The organism is Sphingobium sp. PNB, from assembly GCF_019873065.1.
Classification (GTDB): domain Bacteria; phylum Pseudomonadota; class Alphaproteobacteria; order Sphingomonadales; family Sphingomonadaceae; genus Sphingobium; species Sphingobium fuliginis.
In genome coordinates this window covers 19451-41506 of sequence record NZ_JAINEZ010000015.1, presented here as the reverse complement: position 1 = coordinate 41506, position 22056 = coordinate 19451, and the positions used below count along the sequence as shown (strand labels likewise).

The window sequence follows — 22056 nt, the reverse complement described above, 5'->3', positions numbered from 1 at the left end:
CCATTTACATGTTTGAGAATTACGGCTATGGAACTTTCCTTCTCTTAGTCCTGTTAAGCAGCATCTATGTTGATGCTGTCCTCCTCCCGCGAACCGCCCCGCACCTGCTTTCACCTGATCCGTCATGGGATGCATGGCGAATATGGCCGCCTGCTGAGCGGACGGGCGGGCGCGTCGCCCCTCACTGCGCGGGGCCGCATGCAGGCAGCCGGCGTCGCGGCATGGCGCGGCCTGCACGACATAGACGCCGTCCATGCCAGCCCGCGCCAGCGCACGGTGGAAACCGCCTCCATCATTGCCCGGTCCCTGGGGCTGGAGGTCGCCATCGTCCCCGATCTGGACGAGGTCGATTTCGGTTCCTGGAACGGACAGTCCTTTCCGGAACTGGAGGAAGATCCGCGCTGGCGCGATTGGAACCGCAACCGCTCCACCAGCGCGACGCCGGGCGGAGAGACGATGGGCGGCGCGGTCGCCCGAACCGTCCGGCATCTGGAAACAGTCGCGCGGGAAAAAACGGGCGCGACCATCCTCTGCGTCACCCATTGCGACATCATCCGCGGGACGATCGCGCATTATCTCGGCCTCAGCCTCGACAATCTGCTGAGGTTCGAAGTCGATCCCGGTTCGATCAGCACGATCCTGCTGGGACCAGGCGGCGGTAGCGTGACCCGATTGAACGAGGTACCCGCATGAAGACAGTGAATCTCGCCGCAGACCGCAAGACCGACGCATTGCGCCGCCAGATCGAAGAATTGGGCCCATGGTTCCACAATCTTCGCATCGGCGGCATGGAAACCGCGCCGGATCATTTCCTTGGCGATTATCCGGCTTTCAAATTCGCGCGCTTTGCGGATGCCGTTCCCGAAGACCTTTCCGGAAAATCCGTACTCGACATCGGCTGCAACGCCGGTTTCTATTCGCTCGAGATGAAACGCCGGGGCGCAGCCGAAGTCCTGGGCATCGATTCCGACGACCGGTATCTGGCCCAGGCCCGTTTCGCCGCCGAAGCGCTGGGCCATGACGGCATCGAGTTCCGCAACCTGTCCGTCTATGACGTCGGAAAACTCGGTCGCCGCTTCGACCTCGTGATCTTCATGGGCGTGCTCTACCATCTGCGGCACCCCCTGCTCGCGCTCGACCTGATCCGCGAGCATGTGGCGGGCGACATGATGCTGTTCCAGACGATGCAGCAGGGTTCGTCCGACGTGCTGCTGGTGCCGGAGGATCATCCCTTCCACGTCCCCGGCACCAGCCGCCCGCCCGGCTTCTTCGACAATCCGGCCTATCCGCGCCTGCACTTCATCGAACGGAAATTCGCGCATGACTGGACCAACTGGTGGGCCCCGAACAAGGCCGGCGCGCAGGCGCTGCTGCGCGCCGCCGGCTTCACCATAGAGGCCGAGCCGGAGGAGGAAGTCTATCTTTGCCGCGCCGCCCCGATCCCCTTCGGGGAGCTGATGGGCAGGCCGGCCGTCTATCCAGCCCAAGGGCCAGAGGAGGGAACCGACGCATGATCGAAGCCGCGATGATCTGGAACGAACCCAATAACAAGTCGCATTGGGACCCGGAGGTCGACCCCGACTGGTCGCTCTATGCCGACATGGTGATCCGCGCGGGCGCCGCCATCGCCGACGCCAATCCCGCCGTGACCCGCGTGCTGGGCGGCATGTCGCCCATCGATCCGCATTGGGTGAACCGGATGCGCGACCATGGCGCGCTGGACGCGGTGGATGTCGTGGCGGTGCACGGCTTCCCGCTCGACTGGAACCTCTGGCCGCTCAATGACTGGCCCGCCCGGATCGCGGAGATCGAGGCGGTGGCGCCCGACAAGCCGGTCTGGGTGACGGAAGTCGGCGTCGGCTCCTTCGGCGCGGAGGAAGTGCAGGTCTTCGGCCTCAACCGCACCGCCGAACTGCTGATCGGGCGGGTGCCGCGCATCTATTGGTACAGCCTTTACGACCTGCCGCAGGAATGGGGCGCGACCACGCGCCATCGGGAAGCGGAAGGATCGAGCTATTACCGCCATTTCTACATGGGGCTGATCCGCGCCGACGGCACGCCCAAGCCCGCACTGGACGACTATGCCAGGGTCGCTGGCGAGATGGGGCTGATGCAATGGTTCCATTTCGAGGACCCGCGCCTGAACGATGCCGTCGACTGGATGAAGCGGCTGGGCGTCCGGCAGTTGCGCACCGGCCTGAGCTGGGCCGACAGCTTCCGCCCCAATGCGGTCGACTGGTTCGACCGGCAGATGGAGGCGCTCAGCGATTTCGACGTCACCGTCACCTTCTGCTTCACGCCCGAACATCTGGGCATCGCCCCCCATCATAGCAGCGCGGTCCACGATCCGCAGGCCTTCGCGGATTTCTGCGCCTGGATGATCGACCGCTACGCGCCGGCATCGGCCGCCCTGCCGGTCGCCCGCACCGCCTGACGGAGACGCATCATGCAACCTATCAACATCGGCATCGTCGGCGTCGGCAATTGCGCCAGTTCGCTGGTGCAGGGCCTGTCCCACTATCGCGCCGAGAGCAACGACCATAGCGGCCTGATGCATTGGGAACTGGGCGGCTATCGCCCCTGCGACATCCGACTGGCGGCCGCCTGGGACATCGACCGGCGGAAGGTCGGCCGCGACATTGCCGAAGCGATCTTCGCCCGGCCCAATTGCACCCAGACCTTCTGCGGCGACGTCCGCCCCAGCGGAGTGAAGGTGGAGATGGGCCGCCTGCTCGACGGCTGCGCCGATCATATGGCGGACCATCCCGACGATCGCACCTTCCTGCCTGCCGACGCCGCCGAACCTGACCGCGCGCAGGTGGTCGAACGGCTGCGCGAGGCGAAGGTGGACGTGCTGCTCAACTATCTGCCGGTGGGATCGCAGCAGGCGACAGAATTCTACGCGCAATGCGCGCTGGAGGCGGGCGTCGCCTTCGTCAACAACATTCCGGTCTTCATCGCCAGCGACCCCGCATGGGCGGACCGGTTCGAGCGGGCTGGCGTGCCGATCATCGGGGACGACATCAAGGCGCAACTGGGCGCGACCATCGTCCATCGGGTTCTCACCGACCTGTTCGCCAAGCGGGGCGTGAAGCTGGACCGCACCTACCAGCTCAACACCGGCGGCAATACCGATTTCCTCAATATGTCGAACCGTTCGCGGCTGAAGTCGAAGAAGATTTCGAAGACCGAAGCCGTGCAGTCGGTCGCGGAAACCCGGCTGGAGGATGAGAATATCCATATCGGCCCATCCGATTATGTCGCCTGGCAGAATGACAACAAGGTCTGTTTCCTGCGCATGGAAGGCCAACTCTTCGGCGGCGTGCCGATGAACCTGGAACTGCGCCTGTCGGTGGAGGACAGCCCCAATTCGGCGGGCGTCGCCATCGACATGATCCGTTGCGCCAAGATCGCGCTGGATCGCGGTCTGGGCGGCCCCATCCATCCGGCGGCCGCCTATTTCTGCAAGCATCCGCCGATGCAGATGACGGATGACCGGGCGCATGAAGCGCTGGAGGCCTTTATCCGTGGGGAGGGCGCGATCGCGCTGGCGGCGGAATGAGCGCATTGCTGATGGCGGAGCGCGAACCGGCCGAAAAGGCGGCGACCATGCGCGCGGCGGTTGTCACCGGCCCCGGCGCGGTGCGGATCGACCGGGTTCCGATGCCGCGGCCCGGCCCCGGTCAGGTCCGCATCAGGCTGGAGGGATGCGGCGTCTGCGCCTCCAACCTCACCCCCTGGGCGGGACCGGAATGGCAAAGCTTCCCGCTGGAGCCGGGCGCGCTCGGCCATGAGGGCTGGGGCATTGTCGATGCCATCGGGAAGGACGTGACCTCCGTAACGGTGGGGGACCGCGTGGCGGCGCTTTCCTATGCCAGCTATGCCGACCATGACCTCGCGGACGAAAGCGCCATCGTGCGGCTGCCGTCCGAACTGGACGGGCTGCCCTTCCCCGGCGAGCCCCTGGGGTGCGCGTTCAACATCTTCCGCCGCGCCGACATCCAGCCCGGCCAGACCATCGCGATCATCGGCATCGGCTTTCTGGGGGCGCTGCTCACCCGGCTCGTGACGGAGGCGGGAGCCCGCGTCATCGCCATTTCGCGGCGCCCCTCCTCGCTCGCCCTCGCCCGCGATCATGGCGCGGCGGAGACGATCGCGATGGACGATCATCAGGCGATCATCGACCGGGTCGGCGCGCTCACCCAAGCACGCTTCTGCGAACGGACGATAGAGGCGGTGGGCAAGCAATGGCCGCTCGACCTGGCGGGCGAACTCACCGCCGAGCGCGGCAAGCTGATCGTCGCGGGCTATCATCAGGACGGGCCGCGCCAGGTGAACATGTGGCTGTGGAACTGGCGCGGCATCGACGTCATCAACGCCCATGAGCGCGATCCCGCGGCCTATGCAGAGGGAATGAGGGAAGCGGTGGCCGCCGTCGCCTCCGGCCGCATCGATCCCGCGCCGCTCATCACCCACCGCTATCCTCTCGACCGGCTGGGCGAGGCGCTGGACGCCACGCGCGACAAGCCGGACGGTTTCGTAAAGGCGATCATCGTCCCATGAATGCCGCTATCGCCCCTGCACCCACCCTCCTCACCCGCCCGCGCATCGGCTTTCTGGGCGTGGGCTGGATCGGCCGCAACCGGATGGAGGCCATGCTGGCGACCGGCGGGATCGAGGCGGCCGCCATTGCCGACGCCCTGCCCGGCAACGGCGCGGAGGCCGCCCTGCTCGCTCCCGACGCGGTGCGGCTGGAGTCGCTCGATGCGCTGCTGGAACAGCCGCTCGACGGCATGGTCATCGCCACCCCCAGCGCACTCCACGCAGAACAGTCGATCCGCGCGCTGGAGCGGGGCGTGCCGGTCTTCTGCCAGAAGCCGCTGGGCCGCACCGGGGCGGAGGTCCGGGCCGTAATCGACGCCGCCCGCGCGGCCGACCGGCTGCTCGGCGTCGACCTGTCCTATCGCGGCACCGCAGGAATGCGCGCCCTGCGGGAGCATGTCCGCGCCGGCCAACTGGGCCATGTCCATGCCGTCGACCTCATCTTCCACAATGCCTACGGCCCGGACAAGCCGTGGTTCCACGATCCCGCACTGTCGGGCGGCGGCTGCATGATGGACCTTGGCGTGCATCTGATCGACCTGGCGCTCTGGGTGCTCGACTTCCCCGAGGTGGATCGGATCGAGGCCGCCCTCTTCGCGAAAGGACGCCCGCTGGAGGATCGCGGCCGGCAGGTGGAGGATCTGGGCATGGCGACGCTGCATCTGGCGGACGGGCGCATGGTCCGGATCGCCTGCTCCTGGAACCTCCACGCCGGGCAGGATGCGGTGATCGCCGCCGATTTCTACGGCGACAGGGCGGGAGCCGCATTCCGCAACATCGGCGGCTCCTTCTACGACTTCCGGGCAGAGCTGTTCCGCGGCACGGCGCGGGAAACGCTGTCGGAGCCCGGCGATCCATGGGGCGGCCGAATGGCGGCGGAATGGGCCGAAAAGCTGGCGCGCTCCCCTCGCTTCGATCCGGGATGCGAAGAACTGGCGCATGTGGCCGACATCATGGACGGCATCTACGCCGCGGCGACAGGATAAGGAAAGGACTTCATCATGAGCACATCGGACACGACCACCGACCATGACACCATCCGCAAATGGGTGGAGGATCGCGGCGGCCGCCCCGCAGTCGTCAAGGCGACGGAAGACAATGGCAAGGGCGGCGGCCTGCTGCGCATCGACTTTCGCGAGAAGGATGAGGCGCTCGACGAAATCGAGTGGGACGAATTCTTCCGCATCTTCGATGAGAACAATCTCGCCTTCCTCTATCAGGACAAGACGAAGGACGGGAAGGAAAGCCGGTTCAGCAAATTCGTGGAACGCGACAAGGGGTAAGCCCGCAGCAGGCGCCCGCTGATCATTGCGGCCAAGGGTCACGCAAAACGGTCGAACAGCTTCCCCAGCCAGCCGCGCGAATAAGCGAGGCCATGGTAGAGCTTCAGCATGGCCCGCGCCCAGACCAGGAACAGGCCGGGCCTGCCCAGAGCCTCGGCCAGCCGGAACACCCTGCCGCTGCCCCTGCTGATCGCGTGGCGCAGCCGATAGATCATCCTGCGCCGCCACGGCAGGCCCGCGCTGCCCGGCCGCACGCGCTTGCGCGGCCGGACGCCCGCCTTGCGCCAGCAAAGCCGATAGGCCAGTCCTTCCCGCCGCTGGCGAAAGCCCGCCGCCTGCGTTTCCCGCACGAAACCGGCGTCGACGGGTTGCAAGGCCAGCCTTCCCGCATCGATGCCTTCGCGCAGCATCGCGTGCAGCGCGGGCGACCGCACCACCACGACATTGGTGCCTCGCCCATCGGAGGAATAGGGTTCCACCCAGGCATCGCCAAAGGCGATGTCGGCGGTCTCCGCCACCACATCGTCGCAAAAGTCGCAGGCGCTGTTCTGGAAGAATCCCGACCCCCAGTCACCATCCACCAGATGCCACCAATCCCGCATCCGCTGTTCGCCGGCGCGATCGGTCAGCCGCGCCCTGTACCAGTTGGCCGGCCGCTCCGGGTTCTTGACGCGATAGTCGATCCGCCGGACAGCGGCGGGATCGAAACCCATCTGCCGGGCGAAGCTGGCCGCCATATGGCGGCTTTTCATATGCCCGCACACCAGGCCCAGCGTGAAGACAATACGTTCCCGCAGCAGCGGATCGGCGGCGCGGGCGAGATGCACCGCCTTGATGAAGCAGGGAATGCCGACGACGGCATAGCGGCCCGGCACCTCCCGGATCTCGCGCAGCACCTCGGCCATGTCGACGGGATAATAGCGCGACTGCGCGCCCGCCCACAAAGCAGGAAGATCGCGCGCTATGCGATAGCGGAACAGACGCCCCTCGGTCGCGGGATCGGCCCGCGTCACATGCGCCACGCCATCCACCATCCCCCGGCGCAGCAGTTCGCCCGCGACCCAGCTCACCATGCCGCCCGAACTGCCCCTTTCGCGATAGCCGGCTTCGGCGGCATGGCCGACATAGGCGGCGTCGAACCGGCCGATATAATCGTCCTGCGCCGCCGCTGCCGGAAAGCGCTGTCCGGCGATCTCATCCTCATTCATGGCGTGCGGGGAAAAAGGACAGCATGCCGAAAAGCCCTCGCTCCGCCGCCGGTACCAATCCGGATCGCCGGCCGGGTTGCGCTGGCCGTCCCTGTTCCACTCCAGCCGGGCCTGCTCGGGCCGGGCCTGCGCGACGCAGCCGCCGCAGCCGATGCAGAGGCCCGACGAAACCATGTCGCGGGGGCTGACCGCCGCCGCGCTCATGACGGCATCGCCAGCGCCCGCCGCAGGAAATCCCCCGACTGCGCCCGCAATCGATCGATGCGCTGCTGCACGGCCGATGCCGGCGGTTCGTCGAGGCTCCGGGCGACGACCCGATCATCATCCTCCGGCTGGATCATATGCCCTTGCGCGCCCAGCTCCCAGAGGAGATCGCGCACCTTGTTCATGCGGTAGGCGGAGGGCGCCGTGACGAAAGGTCGCCCATTCAGCAGGGCGAAGACGCAGCCATGGAAGAAATTGGTGACGACGGCGTCGGCGCCCGCCATCAGCTCGGCGAATTCCAGCGGTCCGGCCTCCAGCCATTGCTCGTCCGCCCAGTCGTTGCGATAGCCTATGCTGCGGATCGGGAGCCCGCGCGCCCTTGCCCAGTTGCGGACGGAAAGACAGAACCACTCCGGGAAATTATGACCGTAAAGCGCCACATAGCCTTCGCCCGACGCGCCCCTGCGCGCCGCCGGTCCGGGAAATTGCAGGCAAGGGTCCAGCACGATGTCGGGGTCATGACCCAGCGCGGTTCTGATCATCCGGCGGCTGTTCTGGTCGCGCACGGAAATAGAGGCGAAGTTGCCGATCTGGCTTGCCCAATGGTCGGACAGTCCCTCCGACGCGTTCTGATTGCCGAAACTGGCTGCATAGGAGATCAGCGTCCCGCGAACCCCCTTTCCGTAAAAGGCCGAACATCCGCCATACCAGGGGTGGCGCAGGTTCCACACCTCGTCGCTGCCGACGATGACGGCGTCATAATCGCCCATCTCTTCCGGCCGGTCGATGGGAAAGCGGCGCGACAGGGGCAACCGCTCGAACGCCTCGCGAAATTTCCGGGTCTTGCGGGCATAGGCCGGAAAATCGCTGCGCGGCGTCCGCTGCGGCAGGGTGGGACTGAGCGCGCATCGAAGCTCCGCCCGGGTGACGCGCGGCGACTCATGGTCCAGCAATTCGGCCTCGACGCCCATGCGCCGCAACCCTTCGACCAGACAGCGCGCCTGCCAATAGGAACCGTAGTTGATGCAACGGTGGAATGTCAGGACGCCCAGCCGCCGCATCTCAGTCCGCTGCGCAGGCGGCATAGCTTTTTTCCTCCACCAGTTCGGAATCCAGCAGGCGGTTGATCTCCCGCTTGATCGCGGCGCGCCGGTCGTTCATCCTGTAGACCGACCGGGCAAGGTCGATGAAGGACGCGCCGAACCGCGCTGCCGCCTCTTCCCCCCGGATCGCGTCCTCGATTTCCCACAGCGCCTCGTTCACCCGCTTCAGGCTTTCGACCAAACCGCCCACGGCCCCGTCGCGCAGGGCCTGTTCGCCAATGGCGCTCAGCAACCGATATTCCCTGCCCACATTGTCCCGCGCGGCGGGCGTGGCGATCCGCTCCTGCTTGATCTGCAGGATCGTCATCTTGTCCAGCAGCTCCCCCCAGGACACCGGTACGGAAGGGGTCGGCATATATCCCATGTTCAGCTACCTTTCCGCTGCGAGCGCCGGACAGGCGGCAAGGTCGCGCGCCAGTTCGGCCAATGGCGTTTCCCAGTCGCCGGCGCTGGGCTGGGCATAGATCCGCATCGACGGATACCAGGGCGTGCCGCGCGCGCCGACCGGCCAGCGCCAGTCGGGATCGGACTTCAGCAACAGCCAGGTCGGCTTGCCCATGGCGCCGGCCAGATGGGCGATCATCGTGTCGACGGTGATGACCAGATCCGTCGCGCCGACCAGGGCCGCCGTCGCCTTCATGTCGAAGGGGCAGCCGTCCGGATTGAGCACGGGCAGCATCGTCGCCTCCGGCATCAGGCTGATGCAGGGCGCCATGGCGCAGATCGGCGCCAGCAGGTGCGGCGGAATGGACCGCGCGGGGTCCCACGGTCCCGCGCCATGGCAAAGCCCGACGCAACCATGCGGCAGCACGCCGCTTTCCGCCGCGAGATAGGGCATGGCCGCATCGGCGGGCGTCAGCCGAAGCGCGAAGTCCAGTTCCGTGATCTCCAGATCGCATTCCGATTGCGGCAGCGGATGGGCGTCGATAAAGGGGACGAAGCGGATGCCTCCGCCCGGTCCGGCGATGAGGTCGATCAGCCGCGGCTGCATCTCCACCGTCAGCGAGGCCGTGCGCGCCGCCAGCATCGGCAGGAAGCGCGCGAACTGGATGCTGTCGCCCAGGCCATGATAGCAGCGCACCAGACAATGCCTGCCTTCATAAGGCCGCCCGTCCCATACCCAGCGCTGATGATAGGGCAGCGTCGGATCGTCCCGGCGGGCGGGATCGCGCCGCTGGAGTTCCCGTTCCGAAATCGCCCAGGCGGCGGCATGGTCCCCCGCGCGCATCGCAGCCGCCCAATCTGCCATGTGATCCGCCATGCCGTCCCCAATTCCCGCCCGGTGGAGCGCGTTCCGGACCGCCGGCGCGACCCGGACGATCCGCTAACCTATGTGATCGAAATTCCGGCGTCGGCGCGTCGTGGAAACCGGCCCGCTATCATGGGTTAACGGCCATGCACCTCCCGCCGTGCCTGCCGTGTTGAACCACGGCTTTGCCCGTTCGAGGTGGAAATTGACTGCCCAATCCCGTGAACCGCTGAAAACCCGCAGGCCGGTGGACAGGCCGCGCCGGGGCGTCATGAAGATGCTCGCCGCCGGCATCGTGACCGGCGCCGCAGACGACGATCCTTCCGCGATCGGCACCTATGCCAGCGCGGGCGCGCGCTACGGCCTTGCCTTCCTGTGGATCGCGCCGGTCCTGCTGCCGATGATGTATGTCGTCGTCTATCTGTCCGCGAAGATCGGGCAGGTCTATGGCAAGGGCCTGTTCGCCTGCATCCGCGATCAGTTCCCGCGCTGGCTGCTGCTGCCGCTGGTGACGCTCGCCTTCGCCGGCAACATCATAGAGGCGGCGGCGGACCTGGGCGGCATCGGCGCGGCGCTCAACCTGCTGGTGCCGATCCCGGTGCCGCTGATCGTGGTGGGCGCGGCTGCGATCATCTTCGCCCTGCAATATTTCGGTTCCTACATGCTCATCCGGCGCGTGTTCCGCTGGCTGGCGCTCATCCTCTTCGCCTATGTGGCGGCGGCGGTCATGGCCCGCCCCGATCCCATCGCGGTGCTGCGAGCCACCTTCATCCCCGCGCTCAGGATCGATGCGCAATCGCTGTCGCTGATCGTCGCCTGCATAGGCACCTCGCTTTCCGCCTATATCTATACCTGGCAATCCAATCAGGAGGTGGAGGAGCAGATCGCCCTGGGCCGCCGCCGGCTCTGGCAGCGCAAGGGCGCGACCGCGTCGGAGATGAAGCGGACGAGCCGCGACGTGCTGACCGGCATGATCTTTTCCAACCTCATCCTCTATTTCATCCTGCTCGCGACCGGGATCACCCTCCACGCCGCCGGACGGACGGAGATCGAGACCGCCGCCGACGCCGCCGCCGCGCTGGAACCCATCGCCGGTCAGGCCGCGAAATTCCTGTTCGCGGCCGGCGTGGTCGGGGTGGGCTTCCTGGCGGTGCCGGTGATGACCACGGGCGCGGCCTATGACGTGGTGCAGGGGCTGGGCCGCGCGGGCAGCCTGCATGACGCGCCGCAGGACAACAGGCTGTTCTATGCCATCATCGCGGCGGTGACGGCGCTGGCGGTGGCGATGAACTTCCTGGGCTTCAACCCGATGAAGGCGCTGGTCTGGTCGGGCATCGTCCAGGGCTTTTCCGTGCCGCCGCTGCTGCTGCTCATGATGCTGCTCACCAACCGCCCGGCCGTGGTCGGCGCGCGCACCAATGGCCGCTGGACCAACCTGCTGGGCTGGACGACGACCGGCGTCACCTTCCTCTGCGCCCTGTCGCTGGCGGCGAGCTGGCTGCTATGAGCCTATTCCCGACGCATTTCCAGATAGCCGCTGTCGAAGCTCGCGATGCGGACGAGGCCGTCCCAGTCCAGCACGCGGATGGTCCGCCCGGTCCAGGACAGGACACCCTGCTGCCTCAGCCAGCGAACGACGCGGTTCATGTGCACCGGCGTGATGCCGAGCGCGTCGGCAATATGCGCCTGCGTCGCCTTGAATTCGAAGGCCGTGCGCGAACCCTGGCCCGCGCATTCCAGCCGCAACGCCATTTCGCACAGCAGATGCGCGGTGCGCGCCGCCGCATCCCGCCTGCCAAGGCTGACCACCCATTGGGCGATGATGGAAGCGTCGACCACGCAGTCGCGCCAGAAGGCCTCCGCCACGCGCGGATGGGCGCGCGAGACCCGCAGCAGTTCCTCATGCGGGATCTTCAGATAGGTGAGCGGCGCGGAAAGGGCCTGAACCGCCCATTCCACGCGCGGCAGCATGGCGGAATGCAGGTCGCACATGTCGCCGGGAATATACATCGCCGTGATCTGCCGCATGCCGTTGGGCAACTGCCCGAACCGCCCCGCAAGGCCTTCCGCCACCAGGCAGGAATAGGTCACCAGATGACCGGGAGGGACGATGTCGACATTGGGCGACACCTGCGCCAAATGGAAGCGCATGGACAGGATCGCCTGCCGTTCCTCCTCCGTCAGCGGGGAGCGGATCAGAAGCCGGTTCAGGAAATATTGCAGGGCTGGATGCGGCATCAGCCGACGCTCCCTACAAGAGGGCGCAACCGCCGCAGGGCGATGATGCGCGAGGGGGGCGGCCTGCAGAATCTCCGCAGGTCAGCCATCGAACGTCACGACATCGCGAAAATAGATCGTTTCCAGCTTGCGGCCCTGATCGTCCTGCAAGACCAGATGATGATCGAGATTGACAGGCCGGCCGTGGATGACATGTTCCGCGATGATTTCGCGCCCGCTGCGGATCGCTTCGGCCCGCGCCTCCGCCACGTCAGCAAATTGCTGGCCGGCTTCGTCGATCACATTGTCGTCGTTGAACAGGTGAATGTGGAATATCGGCATGGGTGATAAAATCCGTGTTCGAAACATTGTTCCGGCGTCAGGCTGCGCGATCCCCGCGATGACTTCGGCGGAGGTCAACCCCCGTTGTCGTCGCCATCCAGGCCACGCGCCAATTCGTCGAGCCACACCGTCGCGGTCCCGTCCGACGGCGCCCGCCAGTCGCCTCTGGGCGAAAGCGCGCCGCCGGAGGAGATTTTCGGGCCATTGGGTAGCGCGGACCGCTTGAACTGGCTGATCGTGAAGAAGCGGTAGAGGAAATTTTCCAGCCAGTGCCGGATGGTCGGCAGATCATAGGCGCGTTTGGCGCTCTCCGGATAATCCGTCGGCCATGCGCCGCTTCCGGCGTCGCGCCAGGCGTGCCATGCCAGAAAGGCGACTTTCGACGGCGGCAGGCCCAGGCGCACGATATGATGCAGGAAGAAATCGTTGAGCGCATAGGGGCCGACCCGATCCTCCGTGCTCTGCAAGGCGCCGTCCTCCCCCGCCGGCACCAGTTCGGGGGAGATTTCGGTATGCAATATCGCGTCCAATATCCGCGCAGTCGCCGCATCGAACTGGCCGGTCGCGATGCACCAACGGATCAGGAACTGGATCAATGTCTTGGGAATGGCGCTGTTGACCGCATAATGGCTCATCTGGTCGCCCACGCCATAGGTGCACCAACCCAGCGCCAGTTCGCTGAGGTCGCCCGTCCCCACGACGAAGCCGCCATGCCTGTTGGCCAGCCGGAACAGATAGTCGGTGCGCAACCCCGCCTGCACATTTTCGAAGGTCACGTCATAGACCGGCTCCCCCCGCGCGAAGGGATGCCCCATGTCGCCCAGCATCTGGCGGGCGGCGGGGCGGATGTCGATCTCCTCCCCCTTCACCCCCAATGCGTTCATCAGCGCCAAGGCATGGCCCTTGGTCAACTCGCCCGTGGCGAAGCCCGGCATGGTGTAGCCCAATATGGCCGAGCGCGGCAGGCCCAGCCGGTCGCAGGCCTTGGCGGCAACGATCAGGGCATGGGTGGAATCGAGGCCGCCCGATACGCCGATGACGAAATGCCGGCCCGCGGTCGCGCGAAAGCGCGTGACCAGCCCCTCGACCTGGATATTGAAAGCCTCGTAGCAATCCGCCGCAAGCTGCCCCGGATCGGCGGGGACGAAGGGAAAGCGCCGGGGCGACCGGTGCAGGCCGACATCCTTGCCGCCGCGCAGAAAGGGAAAACGCACGGTACGGAAGCGGGTTTCCGGATGCCCGGCCGCGGCCGCATTGTCGTTGAAGGTGCCGTTGCGCATCCGCTCCAGCCGCAGCCTCTGCACATCGACATCGGCGTAGAGCAGTTCCGCCGCATCCCCGAACCGCTCCGATTCCGCCAGCAGTTCGCCCAGCTCATGCACCATGGCCTGCCCATCCCAGGCCATGTCCGTGGTGCTCTCGCCCGTGCCCGCCGCCGAATAGGCATAGGCCGCCTGACAGCGCGCCGACTGGGAGGCGGATAGCAGATGCCGGTCGCGCGCCTTGCCGATGGTGATGTTGGAAGCCGAAAGATTGCACAGGATCAGCGCGCCCGCCATCGCCCCCATGGTGGAGGGCGGCAGCGGCGCCCAGAAATCCTCGCAGATCTCGACATGGAAGATGAAGTCGGGACAGGTGTCGGCCGCGAACAGCAGGTCCGTGCCGAACGGCGCGACATGGCCGCCGACGTCGACTTCCAGCCCGGAAAGACCGGCCCCGGACGCGAACCAGCGCTTTTCATAATATTCGCGGTAATTGGGCAAATAGCTTTTCGGCACCACGCCCAGCAGCCGCCCGTCCGCAATGACCAGCGCGCAATTGTAGAGCCGCCCGCCGCGCCGAAGCGGCGCACCGATCAGCAACACCGGCCAGCCGGCGCTCGCCTCGATCAGCGCCGCCGCCTCCCGTTCCACCCTGTCGAGCAGCGCTTCCTGCAGGTGCAGGTCGTCGATCGCATAGGATGACAGGCATAGCTCGGGAAACAGCAGGAGGTCGGCCGCGCCGCCCGCCGCCTGCCGCGCAAGCGCCCGGATCGCCTGTGCATTGGCTCCGACATCGCCAACGCTGCCCTTGGGCGTCGCCGCGGCGACCCGGACAAGGCCGTGGCTATGGATCGACGCGAAGCTTTCAACCTCGCTCAAGGGCATGCCTCATCATCTCGAGCGCGACCCGGATGGACCTGATCCGCACGGGTCCTCGCCCTATGTCCCCGAAATGCTCTTCCCGATGCTCGGTCGCCCCGCCTCGTCCGGCGCAGGCGAAATGGACCAGGCCCGCTTCTTCCCCGGGCGGGGCCGCACCGGCATAGCCGATTATGGCAAGCGCGATGTCCGCATGGGACCGTTCGATCGCGCCATCGGCCATCGCCATGGCGACCTCCCGGCTGACCGCGCCGCAGGCCGCGATCCGCTCGCTGCGGATGCCCAGCAATTCGCATTTGGCATCCTCGCTATAGACGACGAAGCCGCGCTCGAAGGCGTGGCTTGCGCCCTCCACATCGGTCAGCAGCGACGCCAGCAGCCCGCCCGTGCAGCTTTCCGCCGTCGCCAGCGTCAGTTCGGCGGAACAACAGTCCTTCAGCAACGCGGCGGCGGCGTTCTCAATATCTTCGGGAATGATGGGCGACAGGGTTTCCGCCGTATCGCCCTTCCCATCCGATGCGCTCATGGCGGGCCATCCTCATTCTAATGCACGATCCGGCGCAGGGCATCGATCAACTGGCGGGACAAGGCCCATTTGGGCACGAGCGGAGCGCCGGGATGAGCGTTGACGGCAGGATGCGCAAAGGCGCCGGTACAGAACAGATAAGGGATGTCATATCGGTCCAGATCGTCGGCGAGCAGACCGACATCCCCATCCCTCACCCGCACGTCGAGCACCGCGCCCGCCGGGAAGTCCGCCGCGACCGCCGCCATGCCGTCCGCCAGGCTGGCATATGGACCGTCCACCTCATAATCCGCGTCTTCCAGCAGGTCCGCGATGATGCCCGCTATCGCCGGATCGTCCTCCACCAGCAGGATTTTGGGATTTGCCGCCATGGCGCCTCATCCCAATCCGAAATGCGCGCGATAGCGCTCGAAACAGCGCTCCCCGCATTGAAGGCGGATCAGCGCGCCTTCCGCCATCGCCGTCGCCCGCCGTGGGTCTTCGGCGACGAGCGGCACTATGGCTTCGTCGTTCCAGTCGCGGCTATGCTTGACGTCCAGCACGGCATGCAGATCGAAATAGCGCCTTTCGCTGCCGCTGAGCCCGATGCGGCGCAGGCCCTGGGCGGTATGGGCGGAACGGCCGGGCGCGGTCAGTTCGATCACGCCCAGCGCGCCGACGCTGTGCCAGGCATAACAGCGCGACGTCGCCATCGCCGTCATCGCATTGGCGAGGGCCAGGCTCTGCCAGACCGTGCTCTCGACCCCGATGTCGAGGTGGAGTATGTCGACCAGCTGGCCCAGCATCGGGCCGTGCATGCCCTTGGCGTTGCCGCGGCCCATCTCGTCCCAATAGTTGCGCGCCAGTTCCAGCTTGGCGCGCGGCGGCAGCTTCACCTGCGTAAGGGCGACCAGATCGTCGAAACCCGCCTCTCCCGCCGCTTCCTGCGAAAGGAACCATCGAATCTCGTCCCGGCTCGCCTCTTCCGCCAGCCAGGGGAAAAGCGCGTCCTTCTGGCCGGGCCCGCTTTCCTTCAGCCCTTCGAACCAGGCGATGAACCCGTCCGGGTCGGTCGGCGCCTGCGCCGCTTCCTCGCGAACCTCCGCGCGCAGCTCCTCGATAAAGCCATGCTCCAGACGAAGCATCCGCCGATCGCGGTCGAATCTCTCCGCCGTCATATCCGAAGGAAATGCTGGCGAAAGCCGTTCACGATTCCAGTAGGTAAGCTCCTCCTGAAACGGCTGCTGCAGAAATTGTGACCCGTGATATTCCCATTGTGTCGCCACGATAAAACCTCTCATTCATCATGGCTAAAAATCCCGGGGCAGGCGAGCGTTCCTGAAAATCTTACTGATCCGGATCAACTCTGCAGGAAACGGCCATGATGACTGCCGGACGGGTGCCGACAATCATCCTGGTGAAACGATCAGGGAACCCGTCGGCCCGCCACAAGCTGATAGACGAGGACGACCAACGCCAATACCAGCAGCAGGTGGATCAGTCCCCCGCCCACCGGCACGATGAATGCGCCCAATGCCCAGAGGATGAGGAGGATGATAAGGATGGTCCACAACATGATCGGCCTCGCTGTCGCTAAGTCAGGCTGGATAAGTCGCGCCGCCTGCGATTGTTCCGACGCGATCCATTCCCGTGCATGAAACATGGCGGCTCCGCTCAGGAAGCCGCCATGTCCGGGGTCCGGCGTCGGCCGTCAGCGCTGGGTGACGGTCGTGGTCGTCTTCTCCACCACGGAAGCGCGGGCCGGGCTCGTCGTGCGCTGCACCACCTTGCGCTTGACCGGAGCGGCCTTGCGCGTCGCAGTGGGGGTGGTCTTCACGGTTTCCGTGGTCACCGTGGTGGTCGCGGGCGCGGGCACCGCTGCGGCGGCGCGGGCGGCGCGGGCGTCGGCTGCCGCGGAAGCCGCTGCGCGCTCGGCGGCTTCGGCGCGCGCATTGGCGGCCGCGGCATCCTGCTGCGCGGCCACGGCCGTCGATGCCTGCACCTGGGCGTCGGCATCGGCGCGCAGGCGGCTTTCACCGATTGCGGTGTCCGCGAATTGCTGCGCTTCCACCGCCGTCCGGATGGCGGCCTGTTCCTTGCCGCTCTTGAGATGCTCCTGCGCCAGACGCAGGGACGCCTGGGCCTTGGCCAGCACCGCCGGATCGAAGTCGCCGGCCTTCAACTTGCCCGCCGCATCGATTTTCCCCTGGGCCTGCGCAATCGCCGCAAGCGCGCGTTCTTCATCGCCCGCCATCGCGGGCGTGCTTGCCAGGAACAGGGCCGATGCAGCAGCGAAAGCACGCATGGAAAAGCTGATCTCACGCATATACTCTCCTGTATTCGTTTCTTGAGGCCACGAGAACGAATCATGTGGCGACTGTGTTCCACTTGGATGATGCGGATGCCGACTGTCGCATCCTCCGCCAAGGTCAAGGCCTGATCTTCGATGCCGATATATTTCTCTTCCGGATGGGAACAGGATTGCACCGGAATATAAGGCGACCGCCCTAACATGCATTATATGGCTTGCCCCGGCATCGGGGAACCTGCCCGCGAGAGCCGCCGTTCTTCCGCCGAGGAGGCTGTCTGCACATGACACCGAAGAGCTGGAGCCTTGGACTGGGCCTTTTCTCCATCGGTCTGGGACTGGCGGAAGTCGCACGACCACGCGCGATTGCGAGGCGGCTGGGGCAGGACCACGCCGCCGCCCGTGCGACGATAAGGCTGTTCGGAGCGCGCGAGCTGCTCGCCGGCGCAGGCATCCTTGCGGCGCCGGCGCATTCCACGCGGGTCTGGAACCGCGTGGCGGGCGATGCCCTCGATCTTGCGGCGCTCGCCCTGGCCAGCCGGCGCCGCCCGCTCTGGGGGCCGATGGCCTTCGTCATGGGCGCCACGGTGGCGGACATCATCGTGGCGCGCGCGCTGGACCGAAAGACCGGGAAGATGTTGCCGCTGTCTCCCGGCAAGCCGCGCACACCCCCCGATCCGCCTGCCGACAAACAAGGGTCCCCCACCACCATAGAGCCGAACGACATGGCGTTTCACCATGCGCCGCCGGTGCCCACGCGACAGGTGCGATGACCGGGGCGGGGAGATGACCTCCGCCCCCCTCAATCCGCCGCCCTGTCGCGGCGCCCGCGGCAGCGACCTGCCGGCCTATGTCGGCAACGGCATGATCGGCCTTCGGGTGCGGGAAATCCCGCTGCTGGCGGGTTCCGCGATCCTGAACGGCGTCGTCGGCCCCGATCCGGACAAGGGGATCGAAGCGGCGGTGCCCATCCCCTATCCGCTCGCCGCCGACATCGCGATTGGGGAGGCATGGCTGTCGGACCAGCCCTGGGCCGCCGAAGACCTTCTGCAGAGCTATGACTTCGGCACAGGGGAACTGTTCAGCCAGTTTCTGTTCCGCATCGGGGACGTGGCGCTGACCGTGGAGGTCACGACTTTCGCCAGCCGCAGCGACTGCTCGCTGGTCCTGCAGGAAAGCCGCATCACCGCCAGGCAGGCCTGCTCGATCCGGCTGCGCACGCTGGTCGATTCCCGCCCGGCGCAGGGACGCATGGCCGAAAGGCGAACCAGCGGACCATCCGCCGGCGGGGGCGAAGGGTCGCTGCTCTGGGTGCCCGAGGGCGATCTCAGCCATTGCGGCATTGCCTTCCACAGCCGCTGCTCGCTGACGGACGACAGCATGATCGCGCCGAAATTCGGCTCCGGCCCTCTGGTCGCCGAATATCGCGTCGACCTGAGGGCCGGCCAGCCGGTGGAGCTGCATCAGATAACCGCCCTCATCCCCTCCATCGTGCATCACCGGCCAAGGGAGGAGGCGGTCAGACGCGCCAGCCTGGGCGCGCGGCGCGGGCTGGCGCGTCTGCGCGCCCTCAACCGGGACAGCTGGGCGGAAATCTGGAAGGGCCGCATCGTTGCGCAAGGCGCGGAACCCCGGCATCAGCAACTGATCGACGCCGGCTTCTACTATCTCAACGCCTCGGCCCACCGCTCTTCACCCGCCGCGACATCCATGTTCGGCCTCGCCCATTGGCCGGGCTATCATTATTATTACGGCCATGTGATGTGGGACATCGACGCCTTTTGCGTGCCTTCCCTTCTGCTCCTGCAACCCGGCGCCGCCCACAGCCTGATCGACTTCCGGGCGCGCCATGTCGAGGCTGCCCGGCGCCATGCCCGGCTGGATGGGAAGCCGGGCATGCGCTTCCCGTGGCAGGCCGCGCCCCTGAGCGGGGAGGAGGCCGCTCCCGACGATGGCCCGGCAGCAGCCTTCGCCGCCCACCTGTCCCTCCACGTCGCCCGCGCCTTTTCCTTGGACGCCGATTGCACGGGCGATCTGCGCTACCTGCGGGACCGGGGTTGGCCGATCATCGCCGGCGTTGCCGACTGGCTGACCGGGAGGCTGCGACGCACCCAGCGCGGCGCAGAGCTGCCCTGCGCCACCGGCCCCGCCGAAGTGCCGGATCCGCCGGACAATGACAGCTTCACCCTGATGACGGCCGCCGACCTGCTGAAGCGCGCGATCCGGATCGGCGCCGGCATCGGCGCCGACATCCCGGCGGCCTGGCAGGACATGTTGGACGCGCTCTATCTGCCGCGCCGGAGCGACGGGGTCATCCCCGCGCATGAAGACTTCCGGATCGACGAGGACAAGGGCGCCACGCCCAGTCCGCTGGCGGGCCTGTTCCCGATGGACTATCCCGCAGGGGAAAGGGAGCGGCAGGCGACGCTGGACTTCTTCCTGTCCCGCTGGCGCGATTATGTGGGATCGCCCATGCTGGCCGCCTTCTATCCCGCCTGGGCGGCCATGGCGGGCGACCGGAAGCTGGCGCTCGACCTGTTCGAGGAGGGCTATGCCGCCTATGATGCGGGACGGTTCCACCAATGCCTGGAATATCGCGTCGACCATCCGGACTCGGCCGTGCCCGCCGGCCCCTTCCTCGCCAATATCGGCGGCATGCTGATGACGATGCTGTTGGGACTGCCCGGCCTCCGCATCAGCGGCGACAGTCCGGAGGCATGGCCCCACCGCCCCGTGACGCTGCCATCGGGCTGGTCCTCCATCGCCGTCGATCGCCTCTGGGTGCGAGGAAGGCCGATGCGGCTGATCGCGGAACAGGGCAAGGATCGCGCTCAGATCCTGCCGGCATAGCCCGGCCGCCGCAGCAGGCACCCGCCGCGCAGCCGCAACCGGCCGAGAAATCCTTCCCGCCGCAGCGTATAGGCTCCGCCCGCCGTCACCAGGGCAATGCCCAGCAGCGAAACGCCGTCCGGCAGGGTGCCGAAGGCCAGATAGCCGACCAGCGTGGCGAACAGCACCTGCGCATAGGAGAAGGGCGCCAGGAACGACGCCTCGCACCGCCGGTAGGCCAGGATCAGCAGCAATTGCGCGGCGGCATAGAGCAGGCCCATCAGCGCCGCGGCCGCCACCTCCCGCCGGTCCATGGCCGTGAACCACAAGGGGCTGCCCGAAGTCAGGACCAGCAGTCCCAGACCCGACGACCAGAACAATGTGATCGACAGCGGATCACGGTCCCCGATCCGGCGTGTCACGATGATGCCCAGCGCGCCGCATAGCGCGGAACCCAATGGCAGGAGGGCGGAGGGCGCGAAGGCGCCCGCCCCCGGCCGGACGACGATCAGCACGCCGGCCAGACCCAGCAACATGGCGGTCCAGCGCCTTCGCCGCACGACCTCGCCCAGCAGGGGGACGGACAGCATCGTCACGAAGGCGGGCGTTGCGAAGGATATGGCCGTCGCCTCCGCGACCGGCAACCGCCCCAGGCCCAGCAGGAAGAGGCTGGCGGAAAGCAACAGGCACAAGGCGCGCAGCGATTGCAACCCCGGTTGGCGGCTGCGCCACGGCACGCTGCCCGCCCGCATGGCCAGCATGGCGGCAAGCATGAAGAAAAGCAGATAGCGCAGCCAGGCGACCTGAAATCCGGGAAGCGTCTTGCCCAGCCCCTTGGCAAAGACGTCCGAAATGGAAAACAGGAACACCGCGCACAGGATCATCCCAATCGGCCGCCAGGGCGAAGCGGGCCTTTCCGCCGCCGCCTCCACCTGCGGCGGCACGCCGTCAGGGCCGGGCCATCCTACGATGGGCTCGCCGCTGCGCATCAGGTCCAGTTGGCGCTGTCGGCCGCGTCGATGCTCAATGTTCCGCCGCTGACGAAGCGCGCCTCGTCGCTCAGCAGGAAAAGCGCGCCGGCCGCAATGTCCTCCGGCTTGACCCAGGCATAGCCCATCGGCGTCGCGTCGCTGCGCGCCTCCAGATAATCGTCGCGCGTCGGATTTTCCTTGTCGGGGACCACCTGACGGAAGCGTTGCTCGCTGGACATCATCGGCGTGTCGACAGGCCCCGGCAGGATCGCGTTCACGGTGATGCCGGCCTTCGCCACCTCCAGCGCGGCGACCTTGGCAAGGCCGATCAGCCCCCATTTGGACGCCACATAGGGCGCGGCGTTGGGTTCGGCATGGCGCGCATCGCCCGAAGCGACGACGATCACGCGCCCGCGCCCGGCGTGGCGCATGCTGCGCAGCGCGGGCGAGAGGATGTTGAACACCCCTAACAGATTGTTGCGGACCACCGTCTCGAATATCTCGGGGGAAAGGTCGACGATCTCGCCCTCGATCGTCAGGGCGGCATTGGCGATCAGGAAATCCAGCCCGCCGAAATGCCGCTCGGCCAGCGCCACCAGTTCGCGCGCCAAGGCCGGATCGCCTGCATCGCCGACCTTCCAGACCACCTCCGCACCCAGCGTTTCGCAGATGCGCTGGGTCTCCGTCAGGTCGGCGCGGGATGTCCGGGGATAGGGCGTGCCTTCGGGCAAGCCCTCGCAAATGTCGCAGATCACCAGCCTGCACCCTTCCCGCGCCAGCGCCACGGCGAAGGCCCGCCCGATGCCGCGTCCCGCCCCGGTGATCAGGGCGGATCGCCCGGTGAAGCGGGGGGTGGACGTGACCGGCGGCGCGGCGGGCGGATCGGCGGGGTGGGGCATGACGGCGCTCTCCGGCTCGGGAAGACGACCATATCGCTTCGGCGTGGCGGGCTGTTCCGGAATGCCGCCCCGAAACGCGCATGGCGATGACCTGGGTTAGCATCTCTCCCGCCCCCTGGATTCCTTCCGGCCCGACCGCATGAGACAAAAGGCGCAAAGGCCAACTTATGTTAGTGATCCCAATCCCTTGCCGGG

The 22056-nt window shown here is 66.8% G+C and carries 24 protein-coding genes; 10 read left to right on the top strand and 14 right to left on the bottom strand.

All coding sequences use genetic code 11. The annotated features are described in order from the left end of the window. Positions 1-66: 66 nt before the first annotated feature. The 7 genes from K7W03_RS07670 to K7W03_RS07640 are packed head-to-tail and all read left to right on the top strand — an operon-like array spanning position 67 to position 5885. On the top strand, positions 67-693 hold the full coding sequence (locus K7W03_RS07670) for a histidine phosphatase family protein (RefSeq protein WP_222885922.1): 627 nt from the start codon (positions 67-69) through the stop codon (positions 691-693). Continuing rightward, on the top strand, positions 690-1514 hold the full coding sequence (locus K7W03_RS07665; RefSeq protein WP_025551715.1) for a TIGR04290 family methyltransferase: 825 nt from the start codon (positions 690-692) through the stop codon (positions 1512-1514). Before K7W03_RS07670 ends, K7W03_RS07665 begins: the two co-directional genes overlap by 4 nt. Then, positions 1511-2434 (top strand): glycosyl hydrolase, encoded by a 924-nt coding sequence (locus tag K7W03_RS07660; protein WP_061938364.1) that lies wholly within the window; start codon positions 1511-1513, stop codon positions 2432-2434. The genes K7W03_RS07665 and K7W03_RS07660 overlap by 4 nt, the downstream gene beginning before the upstream one ends. 12 nt (positions 2435-2446) lie before the next feature. Beyond that, positions 2447-3562 (top strand): inositol-3-phosphate synthase, encoded by a 1116-nt coding sequence (locus K7W03_RS07655; RefSeq protein WP_061938361.1) that lies wholly within the window; start codon positions 2447-2449, stop codon positions 3560-3562. Continuing rightward, positions 3559-4563, top strand: a complete 1005-nt coding sequence (locus K7W03_RS07650; RefSeq protein WP_222885921.1) for an MDR/zinc-dependent alcohol dehydrogenase-like family protein — start codon at positions 3559-3561, stop codon at positions 4561-4563. Before K7W03_RS07655 ends, K7W03_RS07650 begins: the two co-directional genes overlap by 4 nt. Continuing rightward, positions 4560-5588 (top strand): Gfo/Idh/MocA family protein, encoded by a 1029-nt coding sequence (locus K7W03_RS07645; RefSeq protein WP_222885920.1) that lies wholly within the window; start codon positions 4560-4562, stop codon positions 5586-5588. Before K7W03_RS07650 ends, K7W03_RS07645 begins: the two co-directional genes overlap by 4 nt. A 15-nt stretch (positions 5589-5603) precedes the next feature. Beyond that, positions 5604-5885, top strand: coding sequence for a hypothetical protein (locus tag K7W03_RS07640; RefSeq protein WP_025550104.1), 282 nt, complete (start codon positions 5604-5606; stop codon positions 5883-5885). Between the two features lie 38 nt (positions 5886-5923). On the opposite strand, the gene K7W03_RS07635 is transcribed toward K7W03_RS07640, so the two are convergent. From K7W03_RS07635 to K7W03_RS07620, 4 genes are read right to left on the bottom strand one after another with little or no spacing between them, the layout of a single operon-like run. Next, entirely contained in the window at positions 5924-7297 is a 1374-nt protein-coding gene (locus tag K7W03_RS07635; protein ID WP_222885919.1) for a Coenzyme F420 hydrogenase/dehydrogenase, beta subunit C-terminal domain, read from the bottom strand. Further along, positions 7294-8382, bottom strand: coding sequence for a polysaccharide pyruvyl transferase family protein (locus tag K7W03_RS07630; RefSeq protein ID WP_222885918.1), 1089 nt, complete (start codon positions 8380-8382; stop codon positions 7294-7296). Before K7W03_RS07630 ends, K7W03_RS07635 begins: the two co-directional genes overlap by 4 nt. Further along, positions 8360-8755, bottom strand: coding sequence for a DUF6165 family protein (locus K7W03_RS07625; RefSeq protein WP_025550107.1), 396 nt, complete (start codon positions 8753-8755; stop codon positions 8360-8362). Before K7W03_RS07625 ends, K7W03_RS07630 begins: the two co-directional genes overlap by 23 nt. A gap of 15 nt (positions 8756-8770) precedes the next feature. Then, the gene (locus K7W03_RS07620) at positions 8771-9649 is read right to left on the bottom strand and encodes a glycosyltransferase family 9 protein (protein WP_226869856.1); all 879 of its coding nucleotides are present in this window, start codon (positions 9647-9649) and stop codon (positions 8771-8773) included. A 271-nt stretch (positions 9650-9920) separates the two neighbouring features. On the opposite strand from K7W03_RS07620, the gene K7W03_RS07615 reads away from it, so the two are divergent. Continuing rightward, on the top strand, positions 9921-11156 hold the full coding sequence (locus K7W03_RS07615; protein ID WP_037483277.1) for an NRAMP family divalent metal transporter: 1236 nt from the start codon (positions 9921-9923) through the stop codon (positions 11154-11156). A gap of 2 nt (positions 11157-11158) precedes the next feature. Here the strand turns inward: K7W03_RS07615 and K7W03_RS07610 are convergent, their stop codons facing one another. The 8 genes from K7W03_RS07610 to K7W03_RS07575 form a co-directional block, all read right to left on the bottom strand. Continuing rightward, positions 11159-11887: a Crp/Fnr family transcriptional regulator gene (locus K7W03_RS07610; protein ID WP_048576829.1), complete on the bottom strand. Its 729-nt coding sequence runs from the start codon at positions 11885-11887 to the stop codon at positions 11159-11161. An 81-nt stretch (positions 11888-11968) separates the two neighbouring features. Then, complete coding sequence (locus K7W03_RS07605; RefSeq protein ID WP_048576830.1) at positions 11969-12208, bottom strand: DUF6894 family protein; 240 nt, start codon at positions 12206-12208, stop codon at positions 11969-11971. A 74-nt stretch (positions 12209-12282) separates the two neighbouring features. Continuing rightward, positions 12283-14349, bottom strand: coding sequence for an NAD(+) synthase (locus K7W03_RS07600; protein ID WP_413469317.1), 2067 nt, complete (start codon positions 14347-14349; stop codon positions 12283-12285). After that, positions 14336-14875 carry a CinA family protein gene (locus K7W03_RS07595; protein ID WP_222885916.1) on the bottom strand — a complete coding sequence of 180 codons (540 nt, stop codon included), beginning with the start codon at positions 14873-14875 and terminating at the stop codon, positions 14336-14338. Before K7W03_RS07595 ends, K7W03_RS07600 begins: the two co-directional genes overlap by 14 nt. Before the next feature lie 17 nt (positions 14876-14892). Further along, positions 14893-15246, bottom strand: coding sequence for a response regulator (locus K7W03_RS07590; protein ID WP_025550112.1), 354 nt, complete (start codon positions 15244-15246; stop codon positions 14893-14895). Between the two features lie 6 nt (positions 15247-15252). Further along, positions 15253-16155 (bottom strand): iron-containing redox enzyme family protein, encoded by a 903-nt coding sequence (locus K7W03_RS07585; protein WP_222885915.1) that lies wholly within the window; start codon positions 16153-16155, stop codon positions 15253-15255. 125 nt (positions 16156-16280) lie between these two features. Continuing rightward, the gene (locus K7W03_RS07580) at positions 16281-16430 is read right to left on the bottom strand and encodes a lmo0937 family membrane protein (protein WP_130029753.1); all 150 of its coding nucleotides are present in this window, start codon (positions 16428-16430) and stop codon (positions 16281-16283) included. A 135-nt stretch (positions 16431-16565) separates the two neighbouring features. Further along, positions 16566-17180 carry a hypothetical protein gene (locus K7W03_RS07575; RefSeq protein WP_222885914.1) on the bottom strand — a complete coding sequence of 205 codons (615 nt, stop codon included), beginning with the start codon at positions 17178-17180 and terminating at the stop codon, positions 16566-16568. A 266-nt stretch (positions 17181-17446) separates the two neighbouring features. Between K7W03_RS07575 and K7W03_RS07570 the strand changes: the two genes are divergently transcribed. Next, positions 17447-17935 (top strand): hypothetical protein, encoded by a 489-nt coding sequence (locus K7W03_RS07570; protein ID WP_222885913.1) that lies wholly within the window; start codon positions 17447-17449, stop codon positions 17933-17935. A 13-nt stretch (positions 17936-17948) separates the two neighbouring features. Then, entirely contained in the window at positions 17949-20012 is a 2064-nt protein-coding gene (locus K7W03_RS07565; protein ID WP_222885912.1) for a hypothetical protein, read from the top strand. Here K7W03_RS07565 and K7W03_RS07560 read toward each other — a convergent pair. Continuing rightward, positions 19994-20980, bottom strand: a complete 987-nt coding sequence (locus K7W03_RS07560; protein ID WP_222885911.1) for a DMT family transporter — start codon at positions 20978-20980, stop codon at positions 19994-19996. The two genes, K7W03_RS07565 and K7W03_RS07560, sit on opposite strands and share 19 nt — an antisense overlap. Next, positions 20980-21861 carry an SDR family oxidoreductase gene (locus K7W03_RS07555; RefSeq protein ID WP_222885910.1) on the bottom strand — a complete coding sequence of 294 codons (882 nt, stop codon included), beginning with the start codon at positions 21859-21861 and terminating at the stop codon, positions 20980-20982. The genes K7W03_RS07560 and K7W03_RS07555 overlap by 1 nt, the downstream gene beginning before the upstream one ends. Positions 21862-22056 lie beyond the last annotated feature (195 nt).

Excerpts from the sequence above, each read along its gene's own strand:
- K7W03_RS07630 (WP_222885918.1), bottom strand. The coding sequence starts at position 8,382 with ATGCCGCCTGCGCAGCGGACTGAGATGCGGCGGCTGGGCGTCCTGACA.
- K7W03_RS07645 (WP_222885920.1), top strand. The coding sequence starts at position 4,560 with ATGAATGCCGCTATCGCCCCTGCACCCACCCTCCTCACCCGCCCGCGC.
- K7W03_RS07565 (WP_222885912.1), top strand. The coding sequence starts at position 17,949 with ATGACCTCCGCCCCCCTCAATCCGCCGCCCTGTCGCGGCGCCCGCGGC.
- K7W03_RS07595 (WP_222885916.1), bottom strand. The coding sequence starts at position 14,875 with ATGAGCGCATCGGATGGGAAGGGCGATACGGCGGAAACCCTGTCGCCC.
- K7W03_RS07555 (WP_222885910.1), bottom strand. The coding sequence starts at position 21,861 with ATGCCCCACCCCGCCGATCCGCCCGCCGCGCCGCCGGTCACGTCCACC.
- K7W03_RS07655 (WP_061938361.1), top strand. The coding sequence starts at position 2,447 with ATGCAACCTATCAACATCGGCATCGTCGGCGTCGGCAATTGCGCCAGT.
- K7W03_RS07635 (WP_222885919.1), bottom strand. The coding sequence starts at position 7,297 with ATGAGCGCGGCGGCGGTCAGCCCCCGCGACATGGTTTCGTCGGGCCTC.
- K7W03_RS07570 (WP_222885913.1), top strand. The coding sequence starts at position 17,447 with ATGACACCGAAGAGCTGGAGCCTTGGACTGGGCCTTTTCTCCATCGGT.
- K7W03_RS07585 (WP_222885915.1), bottom strand. The coding sequence starts at position 16,155 with ATGAGAGGTTTTATCGTGGCGACACAATGGGAATATCACGGGTCACAA.
- K7W03_RS07640 (WP_025550104.1), top strand. The coding sequence starts at position 5,604 with ATGAGCACATCGGACACGACCACCGACCATGACACCATCCGCAAATGG.
- K7W03_RS07575 (WP_222885914.1), bottom strand. The coding sequence starts at position 17,180 with ATGCGTGAGATCAGCTTTTCCATGCGTGCTTTCGCTGCTGCATCGGCC.
- K7W03_RS07665 (WP_025551715.1), top strand. The coding sequence starts at position 690 with ATGAAGACAGTGAATCTCGCCGCAGACCGCAAGACCGACGCATTGCGC.
- K7W03_RS07610 (WP_048576829.1), bottom strand. The coding sequence starts at position 11,887 with ATGCCGCATCCAGCCCTGCAATATTTCCTGAACCGGCTTCTGATCCGC.
- K7W03_RS07650 (WP_222885921.1), top strand. The coding sequence starts at position 3,559 with ATGAGCGCATTGCTGATGGCGGAGCGCGAACCGGCCGAAAAGGCGGCG.
- K7W03_RS07670 (WP_222885922.1), top strand. The coding sequence starts at position 67 with ATGTTGATGCTGTCCTCCTCCCGCGAACCGCCCCGCACCTGCTTTCAC.
- K7W03_RS07580 (WP_130029753.1), bottom strand. The coding sequence starts at position 16,430 with ATGTTGTGGACCATCCTTATCATCCTCCTCATCCTCTGGGCATTGGGC.
- K7W03_RS07625 (WP_025550107.1), bottom strand. The coding sequence starts at position 8,755 with ATGCCGACCCCTTCCGTACCGGTGTCCTGGGGGGAGCTGCTGGACAAG.
- K7W03_RS07620 (WP_226869856.1), bottom strand. The coding sequence starts at position 9,649 with ATGGCAGATTGGGCGGCTGCGATGCGCGCGGGGGACCATGCCGCCGCC.
- K7W03_RS07605 (WP_048576830.1), bottom strand. The coding sequence starts at position 12,208 with ATGCCGATATTCCACATTCACCTGTTCAACGACGACAATGTGATCGAC.
- K7W03_RS07590 (WP_025550112.1), bottom strand. The coding sequence starts at position 15,246 with ATGGCGGCAAATCCCAAAATCCTGCTGGTGGAGGACGATCCGGCGATA.
- K7W03_RS07560 (WP_222885911.1), bottom strand. The coding sequence starts at position 20,980 with ATGCGCAGCGGCGAGCCCATCGTAGGATGGCCCGGCCCTGACGGCGTG.
- K7W03_RS07615 (WP_037483277.1), top strand. The coding sequence starts at position 9,921 with ATGAAGATGCTCGCCGCCGGCATCGTGACCGGCGCCGCAGACGACGAT.
- K7W03_RS07660 (WP_061938364.1), top strand. The coding sequence starts at position 1,511 with ATGATCGAAGCCGCGATGATCTGGAACGAACCCAATAACAAGTCGCAT.